General features: G+C 69.3%; 23 protein-coding genes. 16 read left to right on the top strand and 7 right to left on the bottom strand.

Features of this window, described 5'->3' with window-relative positions:
* Positions 1 to 49 precede the first annotated feature (49 nt).
* The 3 genes from fabG (at position 50) to ACIOEW_RS37285 (ending at position 2,090) form a co-directional block, all read left to right on the top strand.
* Entirely contained in the window at positions 50 to 769 is a 720-nt protein-coding gene (gene fabG, locus ACIOEW_RS37275) for a 3-oxoacyl-[acyl-carrier-protein] reductase (protein ID WP_362557185.1), read from the top strand.
* A 5-nt stretch (positions 770 to 774) separates the two neighbouring features.
* Positions 775 to 1,542, top strand: a complete 768-nt coding sequence (gene fabI / locus ACIOEW_RS37280; protein ID WP_350999460.1) for an enoyl-ACP reductase FabI — start codon at positions 775 to 777, stop codon at positions 1,540 to 1,542.
* 158 nt (positions 1,543 to 1,700) lie between these two features.
* A complete protein-coding gene (locus ACIOEW_RS37285; RefSeq protein ID WP_362557186.1) occupies positions 1,701 to 2,090 on the top strand; it encodes a hypothetical protein in 390 nt (129 codons plus the stop codon).
* Between the two features lie 104 nt (positions 2,091 to 2,194).
* Here the strand turns inward: ACIOEW_RS37285 and ACIOEW_RS37290 are convergent, their stop codons facing one another.
* A complete protein-coding gene (locus tag ACIOEW_RS37290; protein WP_362557188.1) occupies positions 2,195 to 2,869 on the bottom strand; it encodes an FCD domain-containing protein in 675 nt (224 codons plus the stop codon).
* A 114-nt stretch (positions 2,870 to 2,983) separates the two neighbouring features.
* Here ACIOEW_RS37290 and ACIOEW_RS37295 point away from each other — a divergent pair, with 114 nt between their 5' ends.
* From ACIOEW_RS37295 to ACIOEW_RS37310, 4 genes are all read left to right on the top strand, one after another.
* A complete protein-coding gene (locus ACIOEW_RS37295) occupies positions 2,984 to 4,267 on the top strand; it encodes a CynX/NimT family MFS transporter (RefSeq protein WP_362557190.1) in 1,284 nt (427 codons plus the stop codon).
* A gap of 26 nt (positions 4,268 to 4,293) precedes the next feature.
* Complete coding sequence (locus ACIOEW_RS37300; RefSeq protein ID WP_266786054.1) at positions 4,294 to 4,404, top strand: SGM_5486 family transporter-associated protein; 111 nt, start codon at positions 4,294 to 4,296, stop codon at positions 4,402 to 4,404.
* Between the two features lie 150 nt (positions 4,405 to 4,554).
* Positions 4,555 to 4,761, top strand: a complete 207-nt coding sequence (locus ACIOEW_RS37305) for a hypothetical protein (protein WP_401969671.1) — start codon at positions 4,555 to 4,557, stop codon at positions 4,759 to 4,761.
* Positions 4,762 to 4,835: 74 nt separating this feature from the next.
* Positions 4,836 to 5,354: a histidine phosphatase family protein gene (locus tag ACIOEW_RS37310; RefSeq protein WP_362557193.1), complete on the top strand. Its 519-nt coding sequence runs from the start codon at positions 4,836 to 4,838 to the stop codon at positions 5,352 to 5,354.
* 82 nt (positions 5,355 to 5,436) lie between these two features.
* Here ACIOEW_RS37310 and serB read toward each other — a convergent pair whose 3' ends face one another.
* Entirely contained in the window at positions 5,437 to 6,693 is a 1,257-nt protein-coding gene (gene serB / locus ACIOEW_RS37315; protein WP_362557195.1) for a phosphoserine phosphatase SerB, read from the bottom strand.
* A 283-nt stretch (positions 6,694 to 6,976) separates the two neighbouring features.
* Here serB and ACIOEW_RS37320 point away from each other — a divergent pair, with 283 nt between their 5' ends.
* Positions 6,977 to 9,538 (top strand): FHA domain-containing protein, encoded by a 2,562-nt coding sequence (locus ACIOEW_RS37320; RefSeq protein ID WP_401969674.1) that lies wholly within the window; start codon positions 6,977 to 6,979, stop codon positions 9,536 to 9,538.
* 78 nt (positions 9,539 to 9,616) lie between these two features.
* On the opposite strand, the gene ACIOEW_RS37325 is transcribed toward ACIOEW_RS37320, so the two are convergent.
* Positions 9,617 to 10,378 carry a transglycosylase SLT domain-containing protein gene (locus tag ACIOEW_RS37325; RefSeq protein WP_362557199.1) on the bottom strand — a complete coding sequence of 254 codons (762 nt, stop codon included), beginning with the start codon at positions 10,376 to 10,378 and terminating at the stop codon, positions 9,617 to 9,619.
* 449 nt (positions 10,379 to 10,827) lie between these two features.
* Between ACIOEW_RS37325 and ACIOEW_RS37330 the strand changes: the two genes are divergently transcribed.
* The 3 genes from ACIOEW_RS37330 (at position 10,828) to ACIOEW_RS37340 (ending at position 13,012) form a co-directional block, all read left to right on the top strand.
* Complete coding sequence (locus ACIOEW_RS37330) at positions 10,828 to 11,973, top strand: GAF domain-containing sensor histidine kinase (RefSeq protein ID WP_362557201.1); 1,146 nt, start codon at positions 10,828 to 10,830, stop codon at positions 11,971 to 11,973.
* Entirely contained in the window at positions 11,966 to 12,610 is a 645-nt protein-coding gene (locus tag ACIOEW_RS37335) for a response regulator (protein WP_401969677.1), read from the top strand. The genes ACIOEW_RS37330 and ACIOEW_RS37335 overlap by 8 nt, the downstream gene beginning before the upstream one ends.
* Positions 12,611 to 12,760: 150 nt before the next feature.
* Complete coding sequence (locus ACIOEW_RS37340; RefSeq protein WP_219572718.1) at positions 12,761 to 13,012, top strand: chaplin family protein; 252 nt, start codon at positions 12,761 to 12,763, stop codon at positions 13,010 to 13,012.
* A 173-nt stretch (positions 13,013 to 13,185) separates the two neighbouring features.
* Here the strand turns inward: ACIOEW_RS37340 and ACIOEW_RS37345 are convergent, their stop codons facing one another.
* Entirely contained in the window at positions 13,186 to 13,965 is a 780-nt protein-coding gene (locus tag ACIOEW_RS37345) for a hypothetical protein (RefSeq protein WP_362557204.1), read from the bottom strand.
* A gap of 197 nt (positions 13,966 to 14,162) precedes the next feature.
* On the opposite strand from ACIOEW_RS37345, the gene ACIOEW_RS37350 reads away from it, so the two are divergent.
* From ACIOEW_RS37350 to ACIOEW_RS37365, 4 genes are all read left to right on the top strand, one after another.
* Positions 14,163 to 14,960: an ABC transporter ATP-binding protein gene (locus tag ACIOEW_RS37350; RefSeq protein ID WP_362557206.1), complete on the top strand. Its 798-nt coding sequence runs from the start codon at positions 14,163 to 14,165 to the stop codon at positions 14,958 to 14,960.
* Between the two features lie 79 nt (positions 14,961 to 15,039).
* Positions 15,040 to 15,468 carry an NfeD family protein gene (locus tag ACIOEW_RS37355; RefSeq protein ID WP_351003387.1) on the top strand — a complete coding sequence of 143 codons (429 nt, stop codon included), beginning with the start codon at positions 15,040 to 15,042 and terminating at the stop codon, positions 15,466 to 15,468.
* 153 nt (positions 15,469 to 15,621) lie between these two features.
* Positions 15,622 to 16,560 (top strand): SPFH domain-containing protein, encoded by a 939-nt coding sequence (locus ACIOEW_RS37360; protein ID WP_327711797.1) that lies wholly within the window; start codon positions 15,622 to 15,624, stop codon positions 16,558 to 16,560.
* A 62-nt stretch (positions 16,561 to 16,622) separates the two neighbouring features.
* Positions 16,623 to 17,390, top strand: a complete 768-nt coding sequence (locus tag ACIOEW_RS37365) for a sulfite exporter TauE/SafE family protein (protein ID WP_362557208.1) — start codon at positions 16,623 to 16,625, stop codon at positions 17,388 to 17,390.
* A gap of 60 nt (positions 17,391 to 17,450) precedes the next feature.
* Here the strand turns inward: ACIOEW_RS37365 and ACIOEW_RS37370 are convergent, their stop codons facing one another.
* The 3 genes from ACIOEW_RS37370 to ACIOEW_RS37380 all read right to left on the bottom strand — a co-directional run bounded on the left by ACIOEW_RS37370 (position 17,451) and on the right by ACIOEW_RS37380 (position 19,481).
* The gene (locus ACIOEW_RS37370) at positions 17,451 to 17,957 is read right to left on the bottom strand and encodes an HNH endonuclease (RefSeq protein ID WP_327711799.1); all 507 of its coding nucleotides are present in this window, start codon (positions 17,955 to 17,957) and stop codon (positions 17,451 to 17,453) included.
* 147 nt (positions 17,958 to 18,104) lie between these two features.
* The gene (locus ACIOEW_RS37375; RefSeq protein WP_401969680.1) at positions 18,105 to 18,644 is read right to left on the bottom strand and encodes a YbhB/YbcL family Raf kinase inhibitor-like protein; all 540 of its coding nucleotides are present in this window, start codon (positions 18,642 to 18,644) and stop codon (positions 18,105 to 18,107) included.
* 54 nt (positions 18,645 to 18,698) lie between these two features.
* Positions 18,699 to 19,481, bottom strand: coding sequence for a sporulation protein (locus ACIOEW_RS37380; RefSeq protein WP_389063701.1), 783 nt, complete (start codon positions 19,479 to 19,481; stop codon positions 18,699 to 18,701).
* A gap of 72 nt (positions 19,482 to 19,553) precedes the next feature.
* On the opposite strand from ACIOEW_RS37380, the gene ACIOEW_RS37385 reads away from it, so the two are divergent.
* The gene (locus tag ACIOEW_RS37385; RefSeq protein WP_401969683.1) at positions 19,554 to 20,195 is read left to right on the top strand and encodes a DNA-3-methyladenine glycosylase; all 642 of its coding nucleotides are present in this window, start codon (positions 19,554 to 19,556) and stop codon (positions 20,193 to 20,195) included.
* The last annotated feature ends 349 nt before the right edge of the window (positions 20,196 to 20,544 follow it).

Raw genomic sequence — 20,544 nt, forward strand, 5'->3', positions numbered from 1 at the left:
GTACCGATAGGTTTTCGATGTACCAGACCGCCGAAGAAAGGGTGATCCGTTGAGCCGCTCGGTTCTCGTCACCGGAGGAAACCGGGGCATCGGCCTCGCCATCGCCCGCGCTTTCGCCGACAACGGCGACAAAGTCGCGATCACCTACCGTTCCGGCGAGCCGCCCGCGGAGCTCACCGAGGCCGGTGTTCTCGCGGTCCGTTGCGACATCACCGACGCCGAGCAGGTGGAGCAGGCCTACAAGGAGGTCGAGGAGAAGCACGGCAATGTGGAGGTACTGGTCGCCAACGCCGGTATCACCAAGGACCAGTTGCTGATGCGGATGTCCGAGGAGGACTTCACGTCCGTGCTCGACACCAACCTCACCGGCACCTTCCGGGTCGTCAAGCGCGCCAACCGCGGCATGCTGCGCGCCAAGAAGGGCCGCGTCGTCCTCATCTCCTCCGTCGTCGGCCTCCTCGGCTCGGCCGGACAGGCCAACTACGCCGCGTCCAAGGCCGGTCTGGTCGGCTTCGCGAGGTCGCTCGCCCGTGAGCTCGGCTCGCGGAACATCACGTTCAACGTCGTCGCGCCCGGCTTTGTCGACACCGACATGACGCAGGCACTCACCGAGGAGCAGCGCAAGGGCATCGTCGCCCAGGTGCCGCTCGCGCGTTACGCGCGGCCCGAGGAGATCGCCGCCGCGGTGCGCTTCCTCGCCTCCGACGACGCGTCGTACATCACTGGAGCCGTCATCCCCGTTGACGGCGGATTGGGCATGGGTCACTGATCACCATGAGCGGAATTCTCGACGGCAAGCGCATCCTCATCACCGGGGTGCTGATGGAGTCGTCCATCGCGTTCCACACCGCCAAGGTGGCCCAGGAGCAGGGCGCCGAAGTCATCCTGACCGCCTTCCCGCGGCCCACGCTGACGGAGCGCATCGCCAAGAAGCTGCCCAAGCCGGCCAAGGTCATCGAGCTGGACGTGACCAACACCGAACACCTCGACCGGCTCGCCGGTCTGGTGCGCGACGAGCTCGGTTCGCTCGACGGTGTCGTCCACTCCATCGGCTTCGCGCCGCAGGACGCACTCGGCGGCAACTTCCTCAACACCCCGTTCGAGTCGGTCGCCACGGCGATGCACGTCTCGGCGTTCTCGCTGAAGTCGCTCGCCATGGCGTGCAAGCCGCTGATGAGCGAGGGCGGTTCGATCGTCGGCCTCACCTTCGACGCGCAGTACGCCTGGCCGCAGTACGACTGGATGGGCCCGGCGAAGGCCGCGCTGGAGGCCACCTCCCGCTACCTCGCCCGCGACCTGGGCAAGGACGGCATCCGCTGCAACCTGATCTCGGCCGGACCGATCGGCTCCATGGCCGCCAAGTCCATCCCGGGCTTCGGTGAGCTCGCCGACGTGTGGAACACCCGCGCGCCGCTGGCGTGGGACATGAAGGACCCGGAGCCGGCCGGCCGCGGCGTCGTCGCGCTGCTCTCGGACTTCTTCCCGAGGACGACGGGCGAGATCATCCACGTCGACAGTGGCGTGCACATGATGGGTGCCTGACCCTCGTACCCCGGCCGCCCACCACCTCCCCGGAGGTGGTGGGCGGCCGTTTTCCTTGCCCCGCCCGGCCTCCCGGCGCTCAGGTCGAAAAGCTGGTCGATCCACCGCAGAATGTGGAGAAACCGGACTTCTGGTCAGGCTGAGGGGAGGAGATCGCTGTGCGCGGCACACGTCACCGAACCCGATCCCTGCTGGTGGCCTCCGCCGTCGTCGCCGGGCTGCTCGTGCCCGTCGGCCTGTATGCGGCGGGCCATGTCGGCGCCGCAGGCTCGGCCGCACCCGCCGCTGCCCCCGAACCCTCCGGCGCCGAATGCCGTACATCGGTGAAGGGCTCCCGGGTCGTCGCCTACTGCCACAACCCCTACCCCTCCACCGACCGGGTCCAGCTGCACACCGAGTGCGCCCGCTGGTGGGACATCGACGCCGACTCCGAGCCGGTCGACGTCGGCCCGGGGGGGACCGTGCGGCTGGACGACCGCTGCTGGAAAGAGGTCGGCTCGGCGTGGGTGACCCACGCCGACGAGTCACACAAGACCGAGGCGTCCTAGGCCTGGTCCGTGAGGCGGCTCGCTGAGGGGTCCTGGACCCGGTCTGTCAGGTAGCTAGCCGAAGCGTCCTGGGCCCGGTCTGTCAGGCAGCTAGCCGAAGCGTCCTAGACCCGGTCCACCAGACAGCTCAGCGCGTGGCTCGCAGCCTCGGCTGCCGCCGTCTCCGCGTCGCCTGCCCGGATGGCCTCGACCAGCCGGCCGTGGTCCATGAGCTCGTCCGGCCCCAGCTCATGGCCTACGTCGTCCCGCAGGTACTCCTTCAGCAGATCACCGAGGTCGGCGTAGAGGCCGGTCAGCACCTCGTTGTGCGAGGCGGCGACCACGGCCAGATGTAGCGTCGCGTCCGCCGCGACGAAGGCCTCCGCGTCCCCCGCCGCCCAGGTCTCCTCCCGGCGCCGCATGAGCGCGTCAAGTTGCTTCAGGTCCCGTTCGGTGCGCCGGGCGGCGGCCAGGCGTGCCGCCGACGCCTCCAGGGTTGAGCGCAGCTCGGCCACATGGCGAGGATCGGCGGACGCGAACCTGCGGTGCATCACCCCGGCCAGCTCGCTGACGGCCACCACATAGGTGCCCGAGCCCTGCCGGATGTCGAGCAGCCCGTTGTGCGCGAGCGCGCGAACCGCCTCGCGGACGGTGTTACGGGCCACCCCGAGCTGCTCGACCAGCTCGGGTTCGGTGGGGATGCGCGAACCCACGGGCCACTCGCCCGAGGTGATCTGGTTCCGCAGCTGGGCAATCACCTGGTCGGCGAGTGCCGAACGCCGCGGGGACGTCAACGCCATGGTGCTCCTTGCTCGGGTGTGCGGCGGACGGGGGCCGCCCCGCCGTCTCGTGGAGTGTCCCGATCCTCTCAGAGGATTGGACAAGCAATCATCCCATGATTCTATGATGGCCCCATGCGTGATGACGAAACCTCTCCCCGGACCCCGACCCTGGACCCCGCCGCCCGGGCCGCCTCCCGCGCCGAGGCGCCCGCGCAGGGAGCCGGTGGCCCCGCCCCCTGGGTGTTCCGCCTGGTCGTCGTCGGGCTCGTTCTCGCCGCGCTCAACCTCCGCCCCGCCATCACCAGCCTCGGCGCCCTCCTCGAAGAGGTACGCGACGGGCTGCACATGAGCGGCAGCGTCGCGGGGGTGCTCACCTCCGTACCGCCGCTCTGCTTCGCGGTCTTCGGCGTCATGGCGCCGCGCCTGGCCCGCCGCTTCGGACCGGGCGCGGTCGTCTGCGCGGGCATGGTCGCCATCACCGCGGGTCTGGCGATCAGGCCCCTGGTCGGTGGCACCGCCGGCTTCCTCGCCGCGAGCGCGCTCGCCCTGATGGGCATCGCCGTCAGCAACGTCCTGATGCCGGTGATCGTCAAGCGCTGGTTCCCGGACCGCGTCGGCTCGATGACGGGCCTCTACTCCATGGCCCTCGCCCTCGGCACCTCGCTGGCCGCGGCCGTGACCGTACCCATGACCGAGGCGATGGGAGGCAGTTGGAAGGCCGGTCTGGGCATCTGGGCCGCCCTCGCCGCTGCCGCGATCCTGCCCTGGATCGCGCTGGCGCGGGACCGCAGCGGCGGCACCGGCAACCCCGCGGCCCACCGGCCGGAGGTCCCCGCACTCCGGATCACCCGCAGCCGCACCGCCTGGGCCCTCGCCTGCTTCTTCGGCCTCCAGGCCACCGCCGCCTACATCACCATGGGGTGGATGCCGCAGATCTTCCGTGACGCCGGGGTCTCGGCCGGCACCGCGGGCGTCCTGCTCGCCGTCACCATGGCCATGGGCGTACCGCTGGCCTTCGTCATCCCCAGGGTCGCCGCCCGGATGAAGAACCAGGGGCCGATCGTCGTCTTCCTCGGCGCCTGCGGCCTCATCGGCTACGCGGGCCTCTACCTCGCCCCCTCCGGCGGGGCCTGGGCCTGGGCGCTGCTCCTGGGCATCTCGAACTGCGCCTTCCCGCTCGCCCTCACCATGATCGGCATGCGCTCCCGCAGCGGCGCCGGAGTTGTGCGGCTGTCCGCGTTCGCCCAGTCCACCGGCTATCTCATCTCGATCCCCGGACCGCTCCTGGTGGGCGTGCTCTACCAGCACAGCGGCGGCTGGGGGCTGCCCATCGCGCTCATGGCGGCCCTGATGGTGCCGCAGATGGTGGCGGGCATCCTGGCCGGCCGGGACCGGACGATCGAGGACGAATGCTGAGATGCGAGACTGGGGCCATGTCTCCTGTGCTCGATCCGAATCCCCAGAACGGTCAGAAGAAGCTGCTCATGGTCTTCGGGGCCATGCTGTTGATCACGGTCGTCATCGGCGTGATCGCCTCCATCGCCTCTCCGTGACGCCCCGGCTCCCGGCGAGATGGTGGGGCTAGCCCCACCATCCCCTAGGGGGCCAGGGTCAGGGTGAAGTGGGTGGGTCACCGGATGGGAGCGGCGTCCCCGGATCCGTAGGTTCTGAGTATCGGAATCCAGGACCCCACGGAGGCGGACATGCCGACCCGTACGCACACCCGCTCCGCCCGCCCGGACGCCGTCGGCGTCGAGGTCCGGCTGCCGTGGTGGGCGGTCGCGCTGCCCGCCGTGGCCTTCGGCGCGCTCCTCCTGCTGATCGCCGGACCGGGCCAGGCGCACGCGGCCACGGGCGATCCCGCGGTCGGCCGGTTGCTCGAGCGAATCGTGGAGCTGCTCACCCCCTGATGTCCGGGGGCAGGGGCGGGGGAGCCCTCCAACACCCTGCGCCAGCTGGCACATTTCATGCGAAGCTGAGGTGTATGAGCGTCGATACACCTCGCAGGATCGTCCTTCTCAGGCATGCAAAGGCGGAATGGTCGCAGGACTCCGACCATGAGCGACCGCTCGCGGAGCGCGGCCGCAAGGACGCCCCCGTGGCAGGCCGCAAACTCGTCGATTCCGGGATCGTCTTCGATCTGGCCCTCTGCTCGACCGCGGCCAGGACGCGGGAGACATGGAAGCTGGCCGTGCACGAGATGCCGGAGCGCCCCAGGACCGTTTACGAGGAGAGGCTCTACGAGGCCTCGCTCGGCGAGCTGATCGCGCTGATCAACGAGACCCCCGACGACGTCCGCAATCTGCTGGTGATCGGCCACAACCCGGGTATGCACGCCGTCGCCGACGCCCTGGCGGGTGGGGCCGAGGGGGACGCCCTGGCGCGGATGACCCGCGGCGGCTTCCCGACCGCCGCGTTCGCCGTGGTCGAGGTCCCCGGCACCTGGAAGAGCGTGGAGCACGGCGTCGGCAAGCTCGTCGAGTACTGGACTCCGAACGACTGACCGCCCCGGCTCACGACAGGGCCCGGGTGCGCACGCATCGGCGTGCGCACCCGGGCCCTGTGTACGTGCCGGGCTCGCGTCCCTATTCGACGAGGCCGTCGGCGGCCTCGACCTCCTCGCGCGTGATGCCGAGCAGATAGAGCACGGTGTCCAGGAACGGCACGTTCACCGCGGTGTGCGCGGCCTCGCGGACCACCGGCTTGGCGTTGAAGGCGACCCCGAGCCCCGCGGTGTTCAGCATGTCCAGGTCGTTCGCCCCGTCACCGATCGCCACCGTCTGCGCCAGCGGCACCCCGGCCTCCGCCGCGAAGCTGCGCAGCAGCCGGGCCTTGCCCGCCCGGTCGACGATGTCCCCGGTCACCCGGCCGGTGAGCTTTCCGTCGACGACCTCCAGAGTGTTGGCAGAGGCGAAGTCGAGCCCGAGCCGCTCCTTGAGATCGTCCGTCACCTGGGTGAACCCGCCCGAGACGACGCCCACTTGGTAGCCGAGGCGCTTCAGCGTACGGATCAGGGTGCGGGCGCCCGGCGTCAGTCGAACGTCGGCGCGCACCTTCTCCACCACCGATACGTCCAGCCCCGCCAGCAGCGCCACCCGCGCGTGCAGCGACTGTTCGAAGTCGAGCTCACCGCGCATCGCCTGCTCGGTCACCGCGGCCACCTCGGCCTCGCAGCCGGCATGGGCCGCGAAGAGCTCGATGACCTCGTCCTGGATGAGCGTCGAGTCGACGTCCATCACGACGAGCCGCTGTGCCCGGCGGCTCAGCCCGGCCGAGACGACCGCGACGTCGACGCCGATCCCGGCGGCCTCGACGGCCAGCGCGGTGCGCAGCGCCTCGGTTCCGGTGCCGGACACCGCGAACTCGACGGCGGTGACCGGATACTTCGCCAGCCGGAAGATCCGGTCGATGTTCCCGCCGGTCGAGGTGATCCTGGCCGCTATGGCGGCGGTCGACTCCGCGGTGAGCGGGTGCCCGAGCACCGTCACATGGGAACGGCCGTCGCCGCGCGGGCGGTTGTCGCCCGTACCGGAGATGATCTCGGCCTGCAGCTTCAGGGACTCCGCCCAGCTGTGCACGGTGGCCCGCAGGTCGCCCCCGGTGGTCCCGCCCGCGGTCGGGGCGGTGACCAGTGCGCACAGGACGATGCGGCCACGGGTGACGACCTGCTCGATGTCGACGACATCGACCGAGTAGGCGGCGAGGGTGTCGAAGAGCCCGGCGGTGATTCCGGGCCGGTCCTTCCCGAAGATCTTCACGAGAAGGGTGGGCGTGTCTGCGTCCCGACGTGACTCAGGAGGCTCAGGAGACAAGGAGGGCTGAGGGGGCTGAGATGCGCTCATGGTGCTTCCACCGTATCGGTCCGCCGCACGCCCCCGACGGCCCGTCCCGAGGACCGGACAGCGACCCGGCGCCCGTAATATCACTGTCTGTGGCGACCTGCGCCGTCGCATGTCCATTCGTGACCTTAGGCGGCTGTTCGGGCCGGGCCGTTCGCAACGGTGCGGTCTCGGTTCGGTCAACCTGCCGCCCGGCTTTCGTATCGGGGACTGCTCCTGGAATAGTTCCCCACGATGTTCAGCATCCCTAGACTCCCTGCAACGGGGGTAATTCGGGGGACAACTAGTGGGGCGCGGAGTGCCGGAACTCGTACTGGAATTGAATGGCAGGACCTGGACGCTCGATCCGTCCAGGCCGTACACCCTCGGACGTGATCCGCAGGGCGACATGACGATCGACGACGCCAGGGTGTCGTGGCGCCACGCCACGATCAGCTGGAGCGGGCGCGGTTGGTTCATCGAGGACCACGGCAGCACCAACGGCACGTATGTGCAGGGCCAGCGGATCCACCAGATGGAGATCGGGCCCGGCTCCACCGTGCACCTGGGCAACGCCACCGACGGACCCCGGCTGAGCCTCAGCGGCGCAGATGTGTACAGCGGGCAGGCCGCCGCGGGTGCCCAGGCCCCCGCCCAGCAGCCGCCGCAGCAGCCGCAGCAGGCCCCGCACCAGGCCCCGCATCAGGGAGGAGCGGGCGGGCAGCAGCCGCCCGCCCAGCAGCAGGCCTGGCGGCAGACACCTCAGGCCCAGCCGCAGCAGCCCCATGTGCCGCAGCAGCAGGGCATGGCACCGGGACCTCACGGCGGCGGCGCGGCGGGGGCGTCGCCGATGTACGGCGACCGGAGCCCCACCACGTTCCATCAGCTGGCCCTCGGCCGGGTGATGCGGATCGGCCGTGCGCTGGAGAACGAGCTGGTCGTCTCCGACCTGCAGGTCTCGCGCCACCACGCCGAGTTCCACGCGACACCCGACGGCCGTTTCGAGATCCGCGACCTCGGATCCCACAACGGCACGTACGTCAACGGCCAGCCGCTCTCGAAGTCCGGTTCCGCGCTCATCGGCGCGAACGACATCGTCGGCGTCGGTCACTCGACCTTCCGGCTGGTCGGCGACCGGCTCGAGGAGTTCGTCGACACCGGTGAGGTCTCCTTCGCCGCCCGCCACCTGACGGTGACGGTCGACGGAGGCAAGCAGATCCTCAAGGACGTGTCGTTCGGCGTCCCGGAGAAGTCGCTGATCGGGGTCATCGGCCCGTCCGGCTCCGGAAAGTCCACCCTGCTCAAGGCGCTCACCGGCTACCGGCCCGCCAACCAGGGCGACGTCCTCTACGACAACCGGAATCTGTACAAGCAGTTCGCCGAGCTCCGCCAGCGCATCGGTCTGGTCCCGCAGGACGACATCCTGCACAAGGAACTCACGGTCACCAAGGCCCTCAAGTACGCGGCCAAGCTCCGCTTCCCCGCGGACACCACCGAGGCCGAGCGTCAGTCCCGGATCCACGAGGTACTCGCCGAGCTCAAGCTCGACATCCACAAGGACAAGAAGGTCACCTCGCTCTCCGGTGGCCAGCGCAAGCGCGTCTCCGTGGCCCTGGAGCTGCTGACCAAGCCCTCGCTGATCTTCCTGGACGAGCCGACCTCCGGCCTCGACCCGGGTATGGACCGCGATGTCATGCAGCTGCTGCGCGGCCTGGCCGACGACGGCCGCACCGTGCTCGTCGTCACGCACTCGGTCGCCGAGCTGGCCATCTGCGACAAGCTCCTGGTGATGGCGCCGGGCGGCGCCGTCGCCTACTTCGGCCCGCCGGAGGAGGCGCTCAACTTCTTCGGCTACTCGACCTGGGCCGACGTCTTCTCCGCGTTCGAGAACTACCGCGACTACGACTGGGCGGGCCGCTGGCGCGGTTCGCAGCACTACCAGATGTACGCCGCCGACATCGACGCCGTCGCCGCGCAGTCCGTACACATGCCGCCCCCGCAGCAGATGCGCCCGCCGAAGCCGCAGGGCTGGATGACGCAGCTGTGGACGCTGATGCGCCGCTATGTGTCGGTGATCGCGTCCGACAAGGGCTTCATGGGTCTCATGGTGATCCTGCCCGCGGTGCTGGGCATCGTCAGCGTGGTCATCCCCGCAGACTTCGGCCTCGCCCCGCCGAAGCCGCCGTCCCGGTTCAACGGCGACGCCGGCACGATCATGCTGATCCTGGTGATCGGGATGACGTTCTCCGCTGCGGCCAACTCCGTACGAGAACTGATCAAGGAACGCGTCATCTACGAACGGGAACGGGCCACCGGCCTCTCCCGCTCGGCCTACCTGATGTCCAAGGTGATCGTGCTCGGCGTGATCACAGCCATCCAGGGCGTCATCATCTGCGGCATCGGCTTCGCCACCCGCGATCTGCCGGCGGAGGGCCTGTTCATGCCGCCGGCCGTGGAACTCTGCGTGACGATCATCGCGCTCGGCTTCACCTCGATGATGTTCGGCCTGGTCATCTCCTCGCTGGTGAAGACCTCCGAGAAGACCATGCCGCTGCTGGTCATGTTCGCGATCGTCCAGGTCGTCTTCACCGGCATCCTGTTCCAGGTGTACGGATCGCCCGGCCTGGAGCAGTTCGCCTGGCTGATGCCCTCCCGCTGGGCCATCGCCGGTGCGGGCTCCACGCTCGACCTCGCCCACCTGATGCCGCCGTGGGACCAGAAGAACCCCACGGACCTGGACCCGCTGTGGGAGCACACGGCCGGCCAGTGGGGGATGAACATCTCGGTACTGCTGATCCTCGGGATCATCTGCGGTGTGGCGGTCGCACGACTGCTGCGCCGCCACGAGCCGGAGGTCATGCGCAAGTAGCGGGCGCCTCTGCGCACAGCACGACGCCGAAGGGCGGCACCCCGCGGGGTGCCGCCCTTCGGCGTGGTCCGGAACTGCTCAGTACGCGCTGTTGACGTTGTCGATCGAGCCGTACTTGTCGGCGGCGTAGTTGGCCGCGGCGGTGAGGTTGGCGACCGGGTCGTACTGGGTGTGGGGGGTACCGCTGACGTGGTAGGCGTCGAACGTCGGCTTGATGATCTGGAGCAGACCGATCGACGGGACACCGTTGACCGCGTTGACGTCCCAGTCGTTGATGGCGTTCGGGTTGCCACTGGACTCACGGATGATGTTGCGGTGCAGCCCGTCGTAGGTGCCCGGGATGCCCTTGGCCTTCATGATGGAAAGGGACTCCTTGATCCAGCCGTCCAGGTTGTTCGCGAACACCGGGGTGCGCGACTCGGAGCGGCTGGCGGCCTGCGTGCTGCGCTTGGCGGCGGCCTTCTTGGCCTTCCACTTCGCGGCGGCCTTCGCCTTGGTCTCCGCCTTCTCGGCGTTCGCCTTGGCGACGGCCTCGACCTTCTTCTTCACGGCGGCGGCCTTCTTGGCCCGCGCGGTGTCGGCGGCCTTGATCAGCTGCTCGGCGGTGGAGTGCTGCTCGATGATGCTGGCCTGGATGGTCTTGGCCTGCGAGGTGCCGGCGGCGGACGTGAAGGCGACGGGAGCGGCGGAGAGCGCCTGAGGCTCGGTCTCGGCCTCGGCGTTACCGGGTACCAGGGACAAGGAGAGGGCAGCGGCGGCGACGGCGGAGATGCCGACGGCGGAGAGCTTCTGGGTCTTGTTCAGGCTACGGAGACGGCCGGGAATGCTGGACACGGACATACAGGCGTACCTCTTCGAATCGCGGAGGGTCCTCACGGAGGACGAAGACGGGAGGCGGCGTCGCATCTCCGTCGGGGACGATTGCAATTGTTAGCGGCGGCAAAATGCTGTGGCAAAGGTGTGACGTACGAAGCCGGGTAGTGGAACACGGTGGCGTTCGGGCATGACGATCCGCACCCATGACCACCCAAATCGCCCTTATCCCTCAACTAGGTGTCTTCGTAAGTGACGTGGGTCCTATGCGCGGCCTCACATCGGGCGGGTAACGAACTCACCATTCGTTGCTTCAGCAATGCGGAGCGTGAGGGTTTCGGTGCGTGGTGAGCGTTCGGAGCGGTTCCGGGAACTCCAGGGGGAGCAGCTCGGCGCGAGGACCTAGTCCCTGCGCCCTAATCCGAGGCCGTCCGCAGGCGGATACGGGGCGAGCGGGCCGCCGGTACCGTGAGGCCATGAGTCATCGCCCACCGTCGGGCCTCGCAGCGGTGAGTGCCGCGTTGCTCGCCATGAGCCGGCACCTCGAAATGCGGGACGTCCTGAAGACGATCGTCGCGTCGGCCCGCGAACTACTGGACGCGGAGTACGCGGCCCTCGGGGTCCCCGACGACCACGGCGGCTTCGCCCAGTTCGTCGTCGACGGTGTCAGCGACGAGCAGTGGAAGGCCATCGGCCCGCTTCCGCGGCAGCACGGCATCCTCGCCGCGATGCTCCACGAGGCGAAGCCCGAGCGCCTGGCCGACGTCCGCAAGGACCCGCGCTTCGAGGGCTGGCCGGCCGCCCACCCCGACATGTCCGACTTCCTGGGACTGCCGATCAGGGACGGCGACGACATCATCGGCGCCCTCTTCCTCGCCAACAAGCGCTGCCCGAAGCCCGACGGCGGCTGCGGATTCACCGCCGAGGACGAGGAACTGCTGGCGATCCTCGCTCAGCACGCGGCGATCGCCCTCACGAACGCCCGGCTGTACGAACGCAGCCGCGAGCTCACCATCGCCGAGGAGCGCTCCCGGCTCGCGCACGAACTGCATGACGCGGTCAGCCAGAAGCTCTTCTCCCTGCGGCTCACCGCCCAGGCCGCCGCCGCCCTGGTCGACCGCGACCCGGCCCGCGCCAAGGGCGAGCTCCAGCAGGTCGCCGCCCTGGCGGCGGAGGCTGCCGACGAGCTGCGCGCCGCCGTCGTCGAACTGCGCCCCGCGGGACTCGACGAGGACGGCCTCATCGCCACCCTCCGTACCCAGATCCAGGTCCTGGACCGCGCCCACGCGGCCCGGGTCACCTTCGCGAGCGTCGGTGTACGGGCTCTGCCCGCCGCCCAGGAGGAGGCACTGCTCCGGGTCTCCCAGGAGGCCCTGCACAATGCCCTGCGGCACTCGGGGGCCGGGTGCGTCGACGTCACCCTCACCCGTCGCGACGGCGACACGGTGCTGCGGGTCACGGACGACGGACGCGGCTTCGAACCGGCGGCCACCCGCCAGGCGGGGCGGCACCTCGGCCTGGTCTCGATGCGGGACCGGGCGAGCGGTGTCGGCGGGCAGCTCACCGTTGAATCGGCGCCCGGCAAGGGCACCACGATCGAGATGGAGGTGCCCGGTGGCTGACAAGCTCATCAGGGTGCTGCTGGTCGACGACCACCAGGTGGTCCGACGCGGTCTGCGTACGTTCCTGGAGATCCAGGACGACATAGAGGTCGTCGGCGAGGCGGCCGACGGTGCCGAAGGCGTGGCCAGGACGGAGGAGCTCCGTCCCGACGTCGTGCTGATGGACATCAAGATGCCGGGCACCGACGGCATAGAGGCCCTGCGCAAGCTGCGCGAGCTGGAGAACCCGGCCAAGGTCCTGATCGTCACGAGCTTCACCGAACAGCGCACCGTCGTCCCCGCCCTGCGCGCCGGCGCCTCCGGCTACGTGTACAAGGACGTCGACCCGGACGCACTGGCCGGTGCCATCCGCTCGGTGCACGCGGGCCATGTCCTGCTCCAGCCGGAAGTGGCCGGTGCGCTGCTCGCCCAGGATCCCCCGGGCACGGGGACCGGCCGGGGGAGCACCCTCACCGAACGGGAGCGGGAGGTCCTGGGCCTGATCGCCGACGGCCGGTCGAACCGGGAGATCGCACGGGCGCTGGTGCTCTCGGAGAAGACCGTCAAGACGCACGTCTCGAACATCCTGATGAAGCTGGACCTGTCGGACCGCACGCAGGCAGCCCTCTGGGCCGTCCGGCACGGGGCGGTGGGCTGAACAGGCGACCGAAAACGGGGGTCACCCTCCGGGCCCAGGTTTCACACTCCCGTGTGTACGTCACTCGAACGGCGCATCCTCTTTCGGTCCGGGGCGTTCTTCATGGCGTGCTGCGGCGGCTGGCCGCAGCGAGGCTAGGAGGATCCTGAAGTGAAGAACCTGAAGAAGGCTGCTGCCGTCACCATGATCGCCGGTGGCATCATCGCCGCCGGTGCCGGCGCGGCCTCCGCCACCGGTCACAGCGGTGCCGGCGCCCACGGTGTCGCGGCCCACTCCCCGGGTGTGGCCAGCGGCAACCTCGTCCAGGTCCCGGTCCACGTCCCGGTGAACGTGGTCGGCAACACCGTCAACGTGATCGGCCTGCTCAACCCGGCCTTCGGCAACTTCGGCCTGAACGGCTGACGAGTCGCACCCACGGCGATGCCGCCGGCCGGCCCCACACGGGACCGGCCGGCGGCATCACGCCGTCCGCATCACAGGCCGCGAGCCCACCCCGGGCCCACCCGCCGACGCCCGTCGGCCCGGACCGCGCCGGAGAGCATGCCGCGGCCGGTCTCCGAACGCGAGCCGCCCCGCTACCGCGCCCGCTCCTCCACATACGCGTTGTACGCCGCCACCTGCGCCCGCCGGGCCACCCGCTCCACCGGCCGCAGCGCCTCCCCGCGCGCCGCCATCTCCGACGCGCTCACCGCGCCGCCGTGCCCGTTCTCCTGCGCCACCGAGACCAGCAGGCCGACGCGCTGTGCCAGCTCCAGCACTCGGACCGCCCGCGGCGGATACCCCGGGGCGAGCACCTCGCGCCCCCGCTCCGCCCGCGCCCGGTACGCGTCCACCGCCGCCTCGGCCACCGGCCCCGACCCCGCCACATCGAGCCGTGACAGCAGCGCCGTCGCATCCCGCAGCGCCTCGGCAAGCTCCCGCTCCGCCTCGCCGAGCGACGGCACATCCGCCGGCGGCGCCTCGCGTACCGCCAGGCACTGCCACACCACGTTGACGTGGAGATCCCCGGCAGGCCCCGCCTCCCGTACCTCGGGCACCAGCCCGTACGGCGCACCGTAGGTGACCACGGCCTCCTCCGCCTCCAGCGCCCGGGCGTTGAACTCCGCGGGACCGCTGAGGCCCAGCGGGTGCCCGGGAACCGGCAGCGCGACCCGGAAGCCCGTCACCCCCAGCCCCCGCAGCCGCCCCAGCGCGAGCGTGAGACCGACCGGTCCCGCCTCACCCGGCAGCCCCTCGACGCGGTGCACCGCGTCCTCCCCGACAATGGCGAGCGCCGCGTCGTCCGGCGACACGAGTCCGGCCAGTAGCGCGTTGCCCCAAGCGGCCAGCAGCCCTGAGCGTGGTTCCGAAAGCATGGGACCACCCTAGGGAACGGACCGGGGCCCTGTCCCCACCGTCCCGCGACCCGGTCCCGGCCCCATGGGGCGGTGCGGCAACCGCGCGACGACGGGCCCAGCTCCTGAAGCGCTATCGCAGTGGCGTAGGTTTTCCCTGGGAGCTGTGCCCACAGGCACGCGACGATCTCGAGACTGCATGGGGAGACAACGCGCTCATGAGCGATGTACTGGAGCTGGTGGACGTATCCGTGGTCCGCGACGGACGCGCTCTGGTGGACGACGTCTCCTGGTCGGTCAAGGAGGGGGAGCGCTGGGTCATCCTCGGCCCGAACGGCGCCGGCAAGACCACCCTCCTCAACATCGCGTCCAGCTACCTCTTCCCGACCAAGGGCAGCGCCACGGTCCTCGGCGAGCAGCTCGGCGGTGTCGGCACCGACGTCTTCGACCTGCGCCCCCGCATCGGCATCGCGGGCGTCGCCATGGCCGAGAAGCTGCCCAGGCGCCAGACGGTTCTGCAGACGGTGCTCACCGCCGCCTACGGCATGACCGCCACCTGGAACGAGAACTACGACAAGGTCGACGAGGACCGAGCCCGCGCCTTCCTCGACCGGCTCGGCATGACCGAATACCTCGACCGGAAGTTCGGCACCCTCTCCGAGGGCGAGCGCAAGCGCACCCTGATCGCCCGCGCCATGATGACCGACCCCGAACTGCTGCTCCTCGACGAGCCGGCCGCCGGTCTCGACCTCGGCGGCCGCGAGGACCTCGTCCGTCGGCTCGGCCGCCTGGCCCGCGACCCGTACGCGCCCTCCATGATCATGGTGACTCACCACGTCGAGGAGATCGCCCCCGGATTCACCCACGTCCTGATGATCCGCCAGGGCAAGGTGCTCGCGGCCGGCCCCATGGAGACCGAGCTCAGCTCCCGCAACCTCTCCCTCTGCTTCGGTCTGCCCCTCGTCGTCGAGCACCAGGGCGACCGCTACACCGCCCGCGGACTGCCGCTCGCCTGAGGGAAGTTGCCCGGATCGCCGCCGTACCCGACCGGTCGCGCACTGTCCGCGGAGGTGCTCACGGTCATACGATGACCACGTGGACATCGACGCGTGGGTGTGGTGGCTGATCGGCGCGGTGGGACTGGGCATCCCGCTCGTCCTGACCGCGATGCCCGAGTTCGGCATGTTCGCCGTCGGGGCGGTGGCCGCGGCGGTCGTCGCGGCCCTGGGCGGCGGAATCGTGGCCCAGGTCCTGGTCTTCGTCATCGTCTCGGTGGCACTGATCGCCGTGGTCCGCCCGATCGCCAACAGGCATCGCGCGGACCGGCCCCGACTCGCCACCGGCATCGACGCACTGAAGGGCCGTCAGGCCGTCGTCCTGGAACGGGTCGACGGCAGTGGCGGCCGCATCAAGCTGGCCGGGGAGATCTGGTCGGCCCGCTCCCTCGACGCCGAGCTCAGCTTCGAACCGGGCCAACAGGTCGATGTCGTCGACATCGACGGGGCGACGGCCGTCGTCATGTGACCGAACAGGCCCCACAGCAGCGCCCGTTCTGCGAGACTCGATGTCGATCATCATGGAAACCGGACCGGCAGGACAACCGACCTGACCCACGGCCCATACGATCTCGACCTCGCTCATCGCGATCCGTCGGCAACCGAAGGGCACGAGGAAACGATGCAACCGATCATCATCGTCCTGATCATTCTGGTGGTGCTCGTCTTCATCGCTCTGATCAAGACGATCCAGGTCATCCCCCAGGCCAGCGCCGCCATCGTGGAACGTTTCGGCCGGTATACCCGGACTCTCAACGCAGGCCTGAACATCGTCGTCCCGTTCATCGACTCGATCCGCAACCGGATCGACCTCCGGGAACAGGTCGTGCCCTTCCCGCCGCAGCCGGTGATCACCCAGGACAACCTGGTCGTCAACATCGACACGGTCATCTACTACCAGGTGACCGACGCCAGGGCGGCGACGTACGAGGTCGCCAGCTACATCCAGGCCATCGAGCAGCTCACCGTCACCACGCTCCGCAACATCATCGGCGGCATGGACCTGGAGCGGACCCTGACCTCCCGCGAGGAGATCAACGCCGCGCTCCGCGGAGTCCTCGACGAGGCCACCGGAAAGTGGGGCATCCGCGTCAACCGCGTCGAGCTGAAGGCGATCGAGCCGCCCACCTCCATCCAGGACTCGATGGAGAAGCAGATGCGCGCCGACCGGGACAAGCGCGCCGCGATCCTCCAGGCCGAAGGTACGCGCCAGTCGGCGATCCTCACCGCGGAGGGCGAGAAGCAGTCCGCGATCCTGCGCGCAGAGGGTGAGGCCAAGGCGGCAGCCCTGCGCGCGGAGGGCGAGGCCCAGGCCGTCCGTACGGTCTTCGAGGCGATCCACGCCGGCGACCCGGACCAGAAGCTCCTCTCGTACCAGTACCTCCAGATGCTGCCGAAGATCGCCGAGGGCGACGCCAACAAGCTCTGGATCGTGCCCAGCGAGATCGGCGACGCCCTCAAGGGCCTCAGCGGCGCCTTCGGGAACCTCGGAACAGGCATGCCCGGCTTCAACACGGGCAACACCGGCAAGGAACGCCGCGAGGAACCCCCGGTCGACTGACGTGTACACCCCCTCGTGCATGATCAGTGCACCAAGCACCGATCAGGCACGGGGGATTCGGGATGACCATCTGGGAGATGCTCGCTGTCTTCGCCGCGGGCATCAGCGCGGGCACGATCAACACGATCGTCGGCTCGGGAACGCTGATCACCTTTCCGGTGCTGCTCGCCACGGGCCTGCCCCCGGTCACCGCGACGGTCTCCAACGCACTCGGCCTGATCCCCGGTTCCATCAGCGGCGCGATCGGCTACCGCAAGGAACTCGAAGGACAGCGCCGACGCGTCCTCAAGCTCGCCGTCGGCGCCATGATCGGCGGTCTCACCGGCGCCACCCTGCTGCTGGCGCTGCCCTCCACTGCCTTCGAGACCATCGTCCCGGTCCTGGTAGCCCTGGCTCTCGTCCTGGTCATCCTGCAACCGCGCATCAGCAAAGCGGTCCAGCGCCGGCGCGAGGACACCGGCGCCACCGCCCGCCCCGACGGCGGCCCGCTGCTCTTCACCGGCCTGATGCTCGCCAGCGTGTACGGCGGCTACTTCACCGCAGCCCAGGGGATCATCTACCTCTCCCTGATGGGCATGCTGCTCGACGACACCATGCAGCGGCTCAACGCGGTGAAGAACGTCCTGGCCGCCGTCGTCAACAGCATCGCCGCGCTCTTCTTCCTCTTCGTCGCGGACTTCGACTGGACGGCCGTCGTCCTGATCGCCATCGGCTCCGCACTCGGCGGCCAGATCGGGGCCAAGATCGGCCGCCGGCTCAGCCCCACGTTCCTGCGCGCCCTCATCGTCACCGTCGGGACCCTCGCCATCGTCCAACTGGTGCTCCGCTGACACGCGGAAGCCCGCCCCCTCCCGGAAGCGGGCTCCTCTACATCACCCGGCGTACGACGGTTACGCCGCGGACTGCGCCAGCCACTCCGGCAGCGCCGACCTGTCACCGGCCCCCAGCGCCAGCAGCATCGCGTCCGCCGGCGACGGGACGAACGGCTGCCTCAGCAGCGGCATCCCCGCCTCCTGGGGCGTACGCGCCGCCTTGCGGTGGTTGTCCTCGGCGCACGACGCCACCGTGTTGAGCCACGTGTCCTGACCCCCCTGGGCCCGCGGCACCACGTGGTCGACGGTGCTCGCCCGCCGCCCGCAGTACGCACACCGGTGCTGGTCCCGGATCAGCACACCCCTTCTGGACCACGGGGCCTGTCTTCGGAACGGCACCCGCACGTACCGGCAGAGCCTGATCACCCGGGGCACCGGAATGTCCACGGCGGCACCGCGCATACGGAGATCGGGGTGCGACTGCTCGACGACGGCCTTGTCCTGAAGGATCAGCACCACCGCACGGTTCAGCGTCACCGTCGACAGCGGCTCGAAGCTCGCGTTCAGCACCAGCGTGTCCCGCATTTCGCCCACCTCCCGTGTGCCGCCCGCCCCCTGGCAGGCCCGGATCAACTCTGGCCGGGCAGGCCGTAATGGACAACGCAATAAAAAATGCCCTGCCCTGATCTCTCCAAGACCAGGGCAGGGCAAACAGCGGGGGAACCTTTCGCTTCACTCGCTCTCGGCGGGCTCCGCGTACTCACCGATCAGCTGGGCACGGCCCAGGGTGTGGAAACGCAGGTTGAAACCGACCGCTGCGGGCGAGGCATCGCTGTCGGGACCGAGCTTCTCGCTGTCCACCGCGTACACGGTGAAGACATAACGGTGGTTCTCACCGGCCGGCGGGGCGGCGCCGCCGAACTCCTTCGCCCCGTAGTCGTTGCGAACCTGCACGGCGCCCGCGGGCAGCCCTTCGAACTTCCCGCTGCCCGCACCGGACACCAGCTCAGTGACGGACGCCGGGATGTCGAAGACCACCCAGTGCCAGAACCCGCTGCCCGTGGGGGCGTCCGGATCGAAGCACGTCACGGCGAAACTCTTCGTCCCCGCCGGGAACCCCTCCCACCGCAGCTGCGGTGAAGTGTTCCCCGCCGCGTAGACCTGTGCGTCCGCAAGCACGGCCCCCGGGGCCAGGTCCTCGCTCACCACGGTGAACGAAGGGACCTCGGGATGGAAGTCATGCGGAAGCGGGGCCCTCTTCGGCTCGGTCACGTCGCCACCTCTCCTGATCGGTTCAGTTCTGGGAAGGTCTTCTTCCCCCCGACCCTAGAGCCAGTTGCGCTGCCCGCCGACCTGCGCCAGCCACTGATTCAGGTAAGCCGTCCAGTCGGTCCCCTGGAAGTCGTTCAGACCCACCTTGAACGCACGGTAGGAGTCGCTGCCCTCACTGAAGAGCCCCGGCTTCTTGTCCATCTCCAGAACGACGTCCATCTCGCGGTCGTCGGCGACGAACGTCAGCTCGACCTGGTTCAGCCCCCGGTACTGCGACGGCGGGAAGAACTCGATCTCCTGGTAGAACGGCAGCCGCTGACGGGTGCCGCGGATGTGCCCGCGCTCCATGTCTGCGCTGCGGAAACCGAAGCCCAGCTGCCCGAAGGCGTCCAGGATGGCCTGCTGCGCCGGCAGCGGGTGCACGTTGATGGGGTCCAGGTCGCCCGAGTCCAGCGCCCGTGCGATCTCCAGCTCCGTGGTCACCCCGATGTTCATACCGTGCAGGTGCTGGCCCGCGAACATCGTGATCGGCGTCTCCCACGGGATCTCGAGCCCGAACGGCACGACGTGCACCGCTCCCGCCCGCACCTCGAAAGCGCCGCCGAGGCGCAGCTTGGTGAACTCGATGTCCTGCTTGGTCTCCTGATCCTGCCCCTCGACCTCGACCCGGGCCTGCAGACCGACGGAGAGCCCCTCGATCTGCTGGTCCACGGACCCGCCCTGGATCCGCACCTCGCCCTGAACGACCCCACCCGGTACGACGTTGAGCTCGGTCAGCTCCGTCTCCACCGAGGCGCCACCGGCACCCATGCTCGCGAGTAGCCGCTTGAAGCCCATGTTTTTCCTCCTAGGTCCTGACCCCTACATACGCGCCATGACCGTAGTCGGTTCCCGGTAATCTCGAACGTCATGATCGATGGCCAGGACCGTACGCCGCTGACGCGGGACTTCTTCGACCGCCCCGTGCTGGAGGTGGCACCGGATCTCCTGGGCCGCACCTTGGTCCGCAGCACGCCCGACGGCCCCATCGAACTGCGCCTCACCGAGGTGGAGGCGTACGCGGGCGAGATCGATCCCGGCTCCCACGCTTTCCGCGGCCGGACGCGGCGCAACAGCGTCATGTACGGACCACCCGGTCACGCGTACGTCTACTTCACCTATGGCATGTGGCACTGCCTCAACCTGGTGTGCGGCCCGGAGGGCATGGCGAGCGGTGTACTCCTCAGGGCCGGCGAGATCCGTACGGGGGCCGACCTCACTCGCAAACGTCGATTCTCGGCCCGCAACGACCGAGAACTGGCCAAAGGGCCTGCGCGCCTCGCGACCGCCCTGGACATCGACCGGGTACTCGACGGAACCGATGCCATCGCCCACCCGGGCGCGCACCTTTCCGTACTGCACGGCACCCCTCCACCCTGCGACCAGGTACGAAGCGGTCCGCGCACGGGGGTGGGCGGTGACGGCGCCACGCACCCGTGGCGGTTCTGGATCGACGGTGACCCCACGGTGAGCCCGTACAGGGCCCATGTGCCACGCCGCCGGTCAACTTGACTCGCCCTTGAGGGGCGCCTAATGTAGTCCGAGCCGCTTGACACGGGTGCAGCTTTCGGTCGGTCCTTCGGATCGCACGCCGGGCAACTCGAAGCGGCCAACCACTACCTACGACTCACCCCAGAGGGTGCGAATTTCGGCATGCCGGAATTCGGCCCACTGACTCGATTATGAGTAACCGGGGGAATCGGCTAACGTAGTGAACACGCCGAAAGGGAAAGTGCGAAAGCGAATTCCTGGAAAGCAAAGCAAAACCCGCTTCGACCGGGAATCGGACACGAAAGAGTCTGATAGAGTCGGAAACGCAAGACCGAAGGGAAGCGCCCGGAGGAAAGCCCCAGAAAATGTT

Origin of the sequence: Streptomyces sp. NPDC087901 (genome assembly GCF_044742205.1) — a bacterium.
Classification (GTDB): Bacteria; Actinomycetota; Actinomycetes; order Streptomycetales; family Streptomycetaceae; genus Streptomyces.

Excerpts from the sequence above, each read along its gene's own strand:
- fabI (WP_350999460.1), top strand. The coding sequence starts at position 775 with ATGAGCGGAATTCTCGACGGCAAGCGCATCCTCATCACCGGGGTGCTG.
- ACIOEW_RS37290 (WP_362557188.1), bottom strand. The coding sequence starts at position 2,869 with ATGGCGTTGACGTCCCCGCGGCGTTCGGCACTCGCCGACCAGGTGATT.
- ACIOEW_RS37295 (WP_362557190.1), top strand. The coding sequence starts at position 2,984 with ATGCGTGATGACGAAACCTCTCCCCGGACCCCGACCCTGGACCCCGCC.
- ACIOEW_RS37305 (WP_401969671.1), top strand. The coding sequence starts at position 4,555 with ATGCCGACCCGTACGCACACCCGCTCCGCCCGCCCGGACGCCGTCGGC.
- ACIOEW_RS37310 (WP_362557193.1), top strand. The coding sequence starts at position 4,836 with ATGAGCGTCGATACACCTCGCAGGATCGTCCTTCTCAGGCATGCAAAG.
- serB (WP_362557195.1), bottom strand. The coding sequence starts at position 6,693 with ATGAGCGCATCTCAGCCCCCTCAGCCCTCCTTGTCTCCTGAGCCTCCT.
- ACIOEW_RS37325 (WP_362557199.1), bottom strand. The coding sequence starts at position 10,378 with ATGTCCGTGTCCAGCATTCCCGGCCGTCTCCGTAGCCTGAACAAGACC.
- ACIOEW_RS37330 (WP_362557201.1), top strand. The coding sequence starts at position 10,828 with ATGAGTCATCGCCCACCGTCGGGCCTCGCAGCGGTGAGTGCCGCGTTG.
- ACIOEW_RS37345 (WP_362557204.1), bottom strand. The coding sequence starts at position 13,965 with ATGCTTTCGGAACCACGCTCAGGGCTGCTGGCCGCTTGGGGCAACGCG.
- ACIOEW_RS37350 (WP_362557206.1), top strand. The coding sequence starts at position 14,163 with ATGAGCGATGTACTGGAGCTGGTGGACGTATCCGTGGTCCGCGACGGA.
- ACIOEW_RS37360 (WP_327711797.1), top strand. The coding sequence starts at position 15,622 with ATGCAACCGATCATCATCGTCCTGATCATTCTGGTGGTGCTCGTCTTC.
- ACIOEW_RS37365 (WP_362557208.1), top strand. The coding sequence starts at position 16,623 with ATGACCATCTGGGAGATGCTCGCTGTCTTCGCCGCGGGCATCAGCGCG.
- ACIOEW_RS37370 (WP_327711799.1), bottom strand. The coding sequence starts at position 17,957 with ATGCGGGACACGCTGGTGCTGAACGCGAGCTTCGAGCCGCTGTCGACG.
- ACIOEW_RS37380 (WP_389063701.1), bottom strand. The coding sequence starts at position 19,481 with ATGGGCTTCAAGCGGCTACTCGCGAGCATGGGTGCCGGTGGCGCCTCG.
- ACIOEW_RS37385 (WP_401969683.1), top strand. The coding sequence starts at position 19,554 with ATGATCGATGGCCAGGACCGTACGCCGCTGACGCGGGACTTCTTCGAC.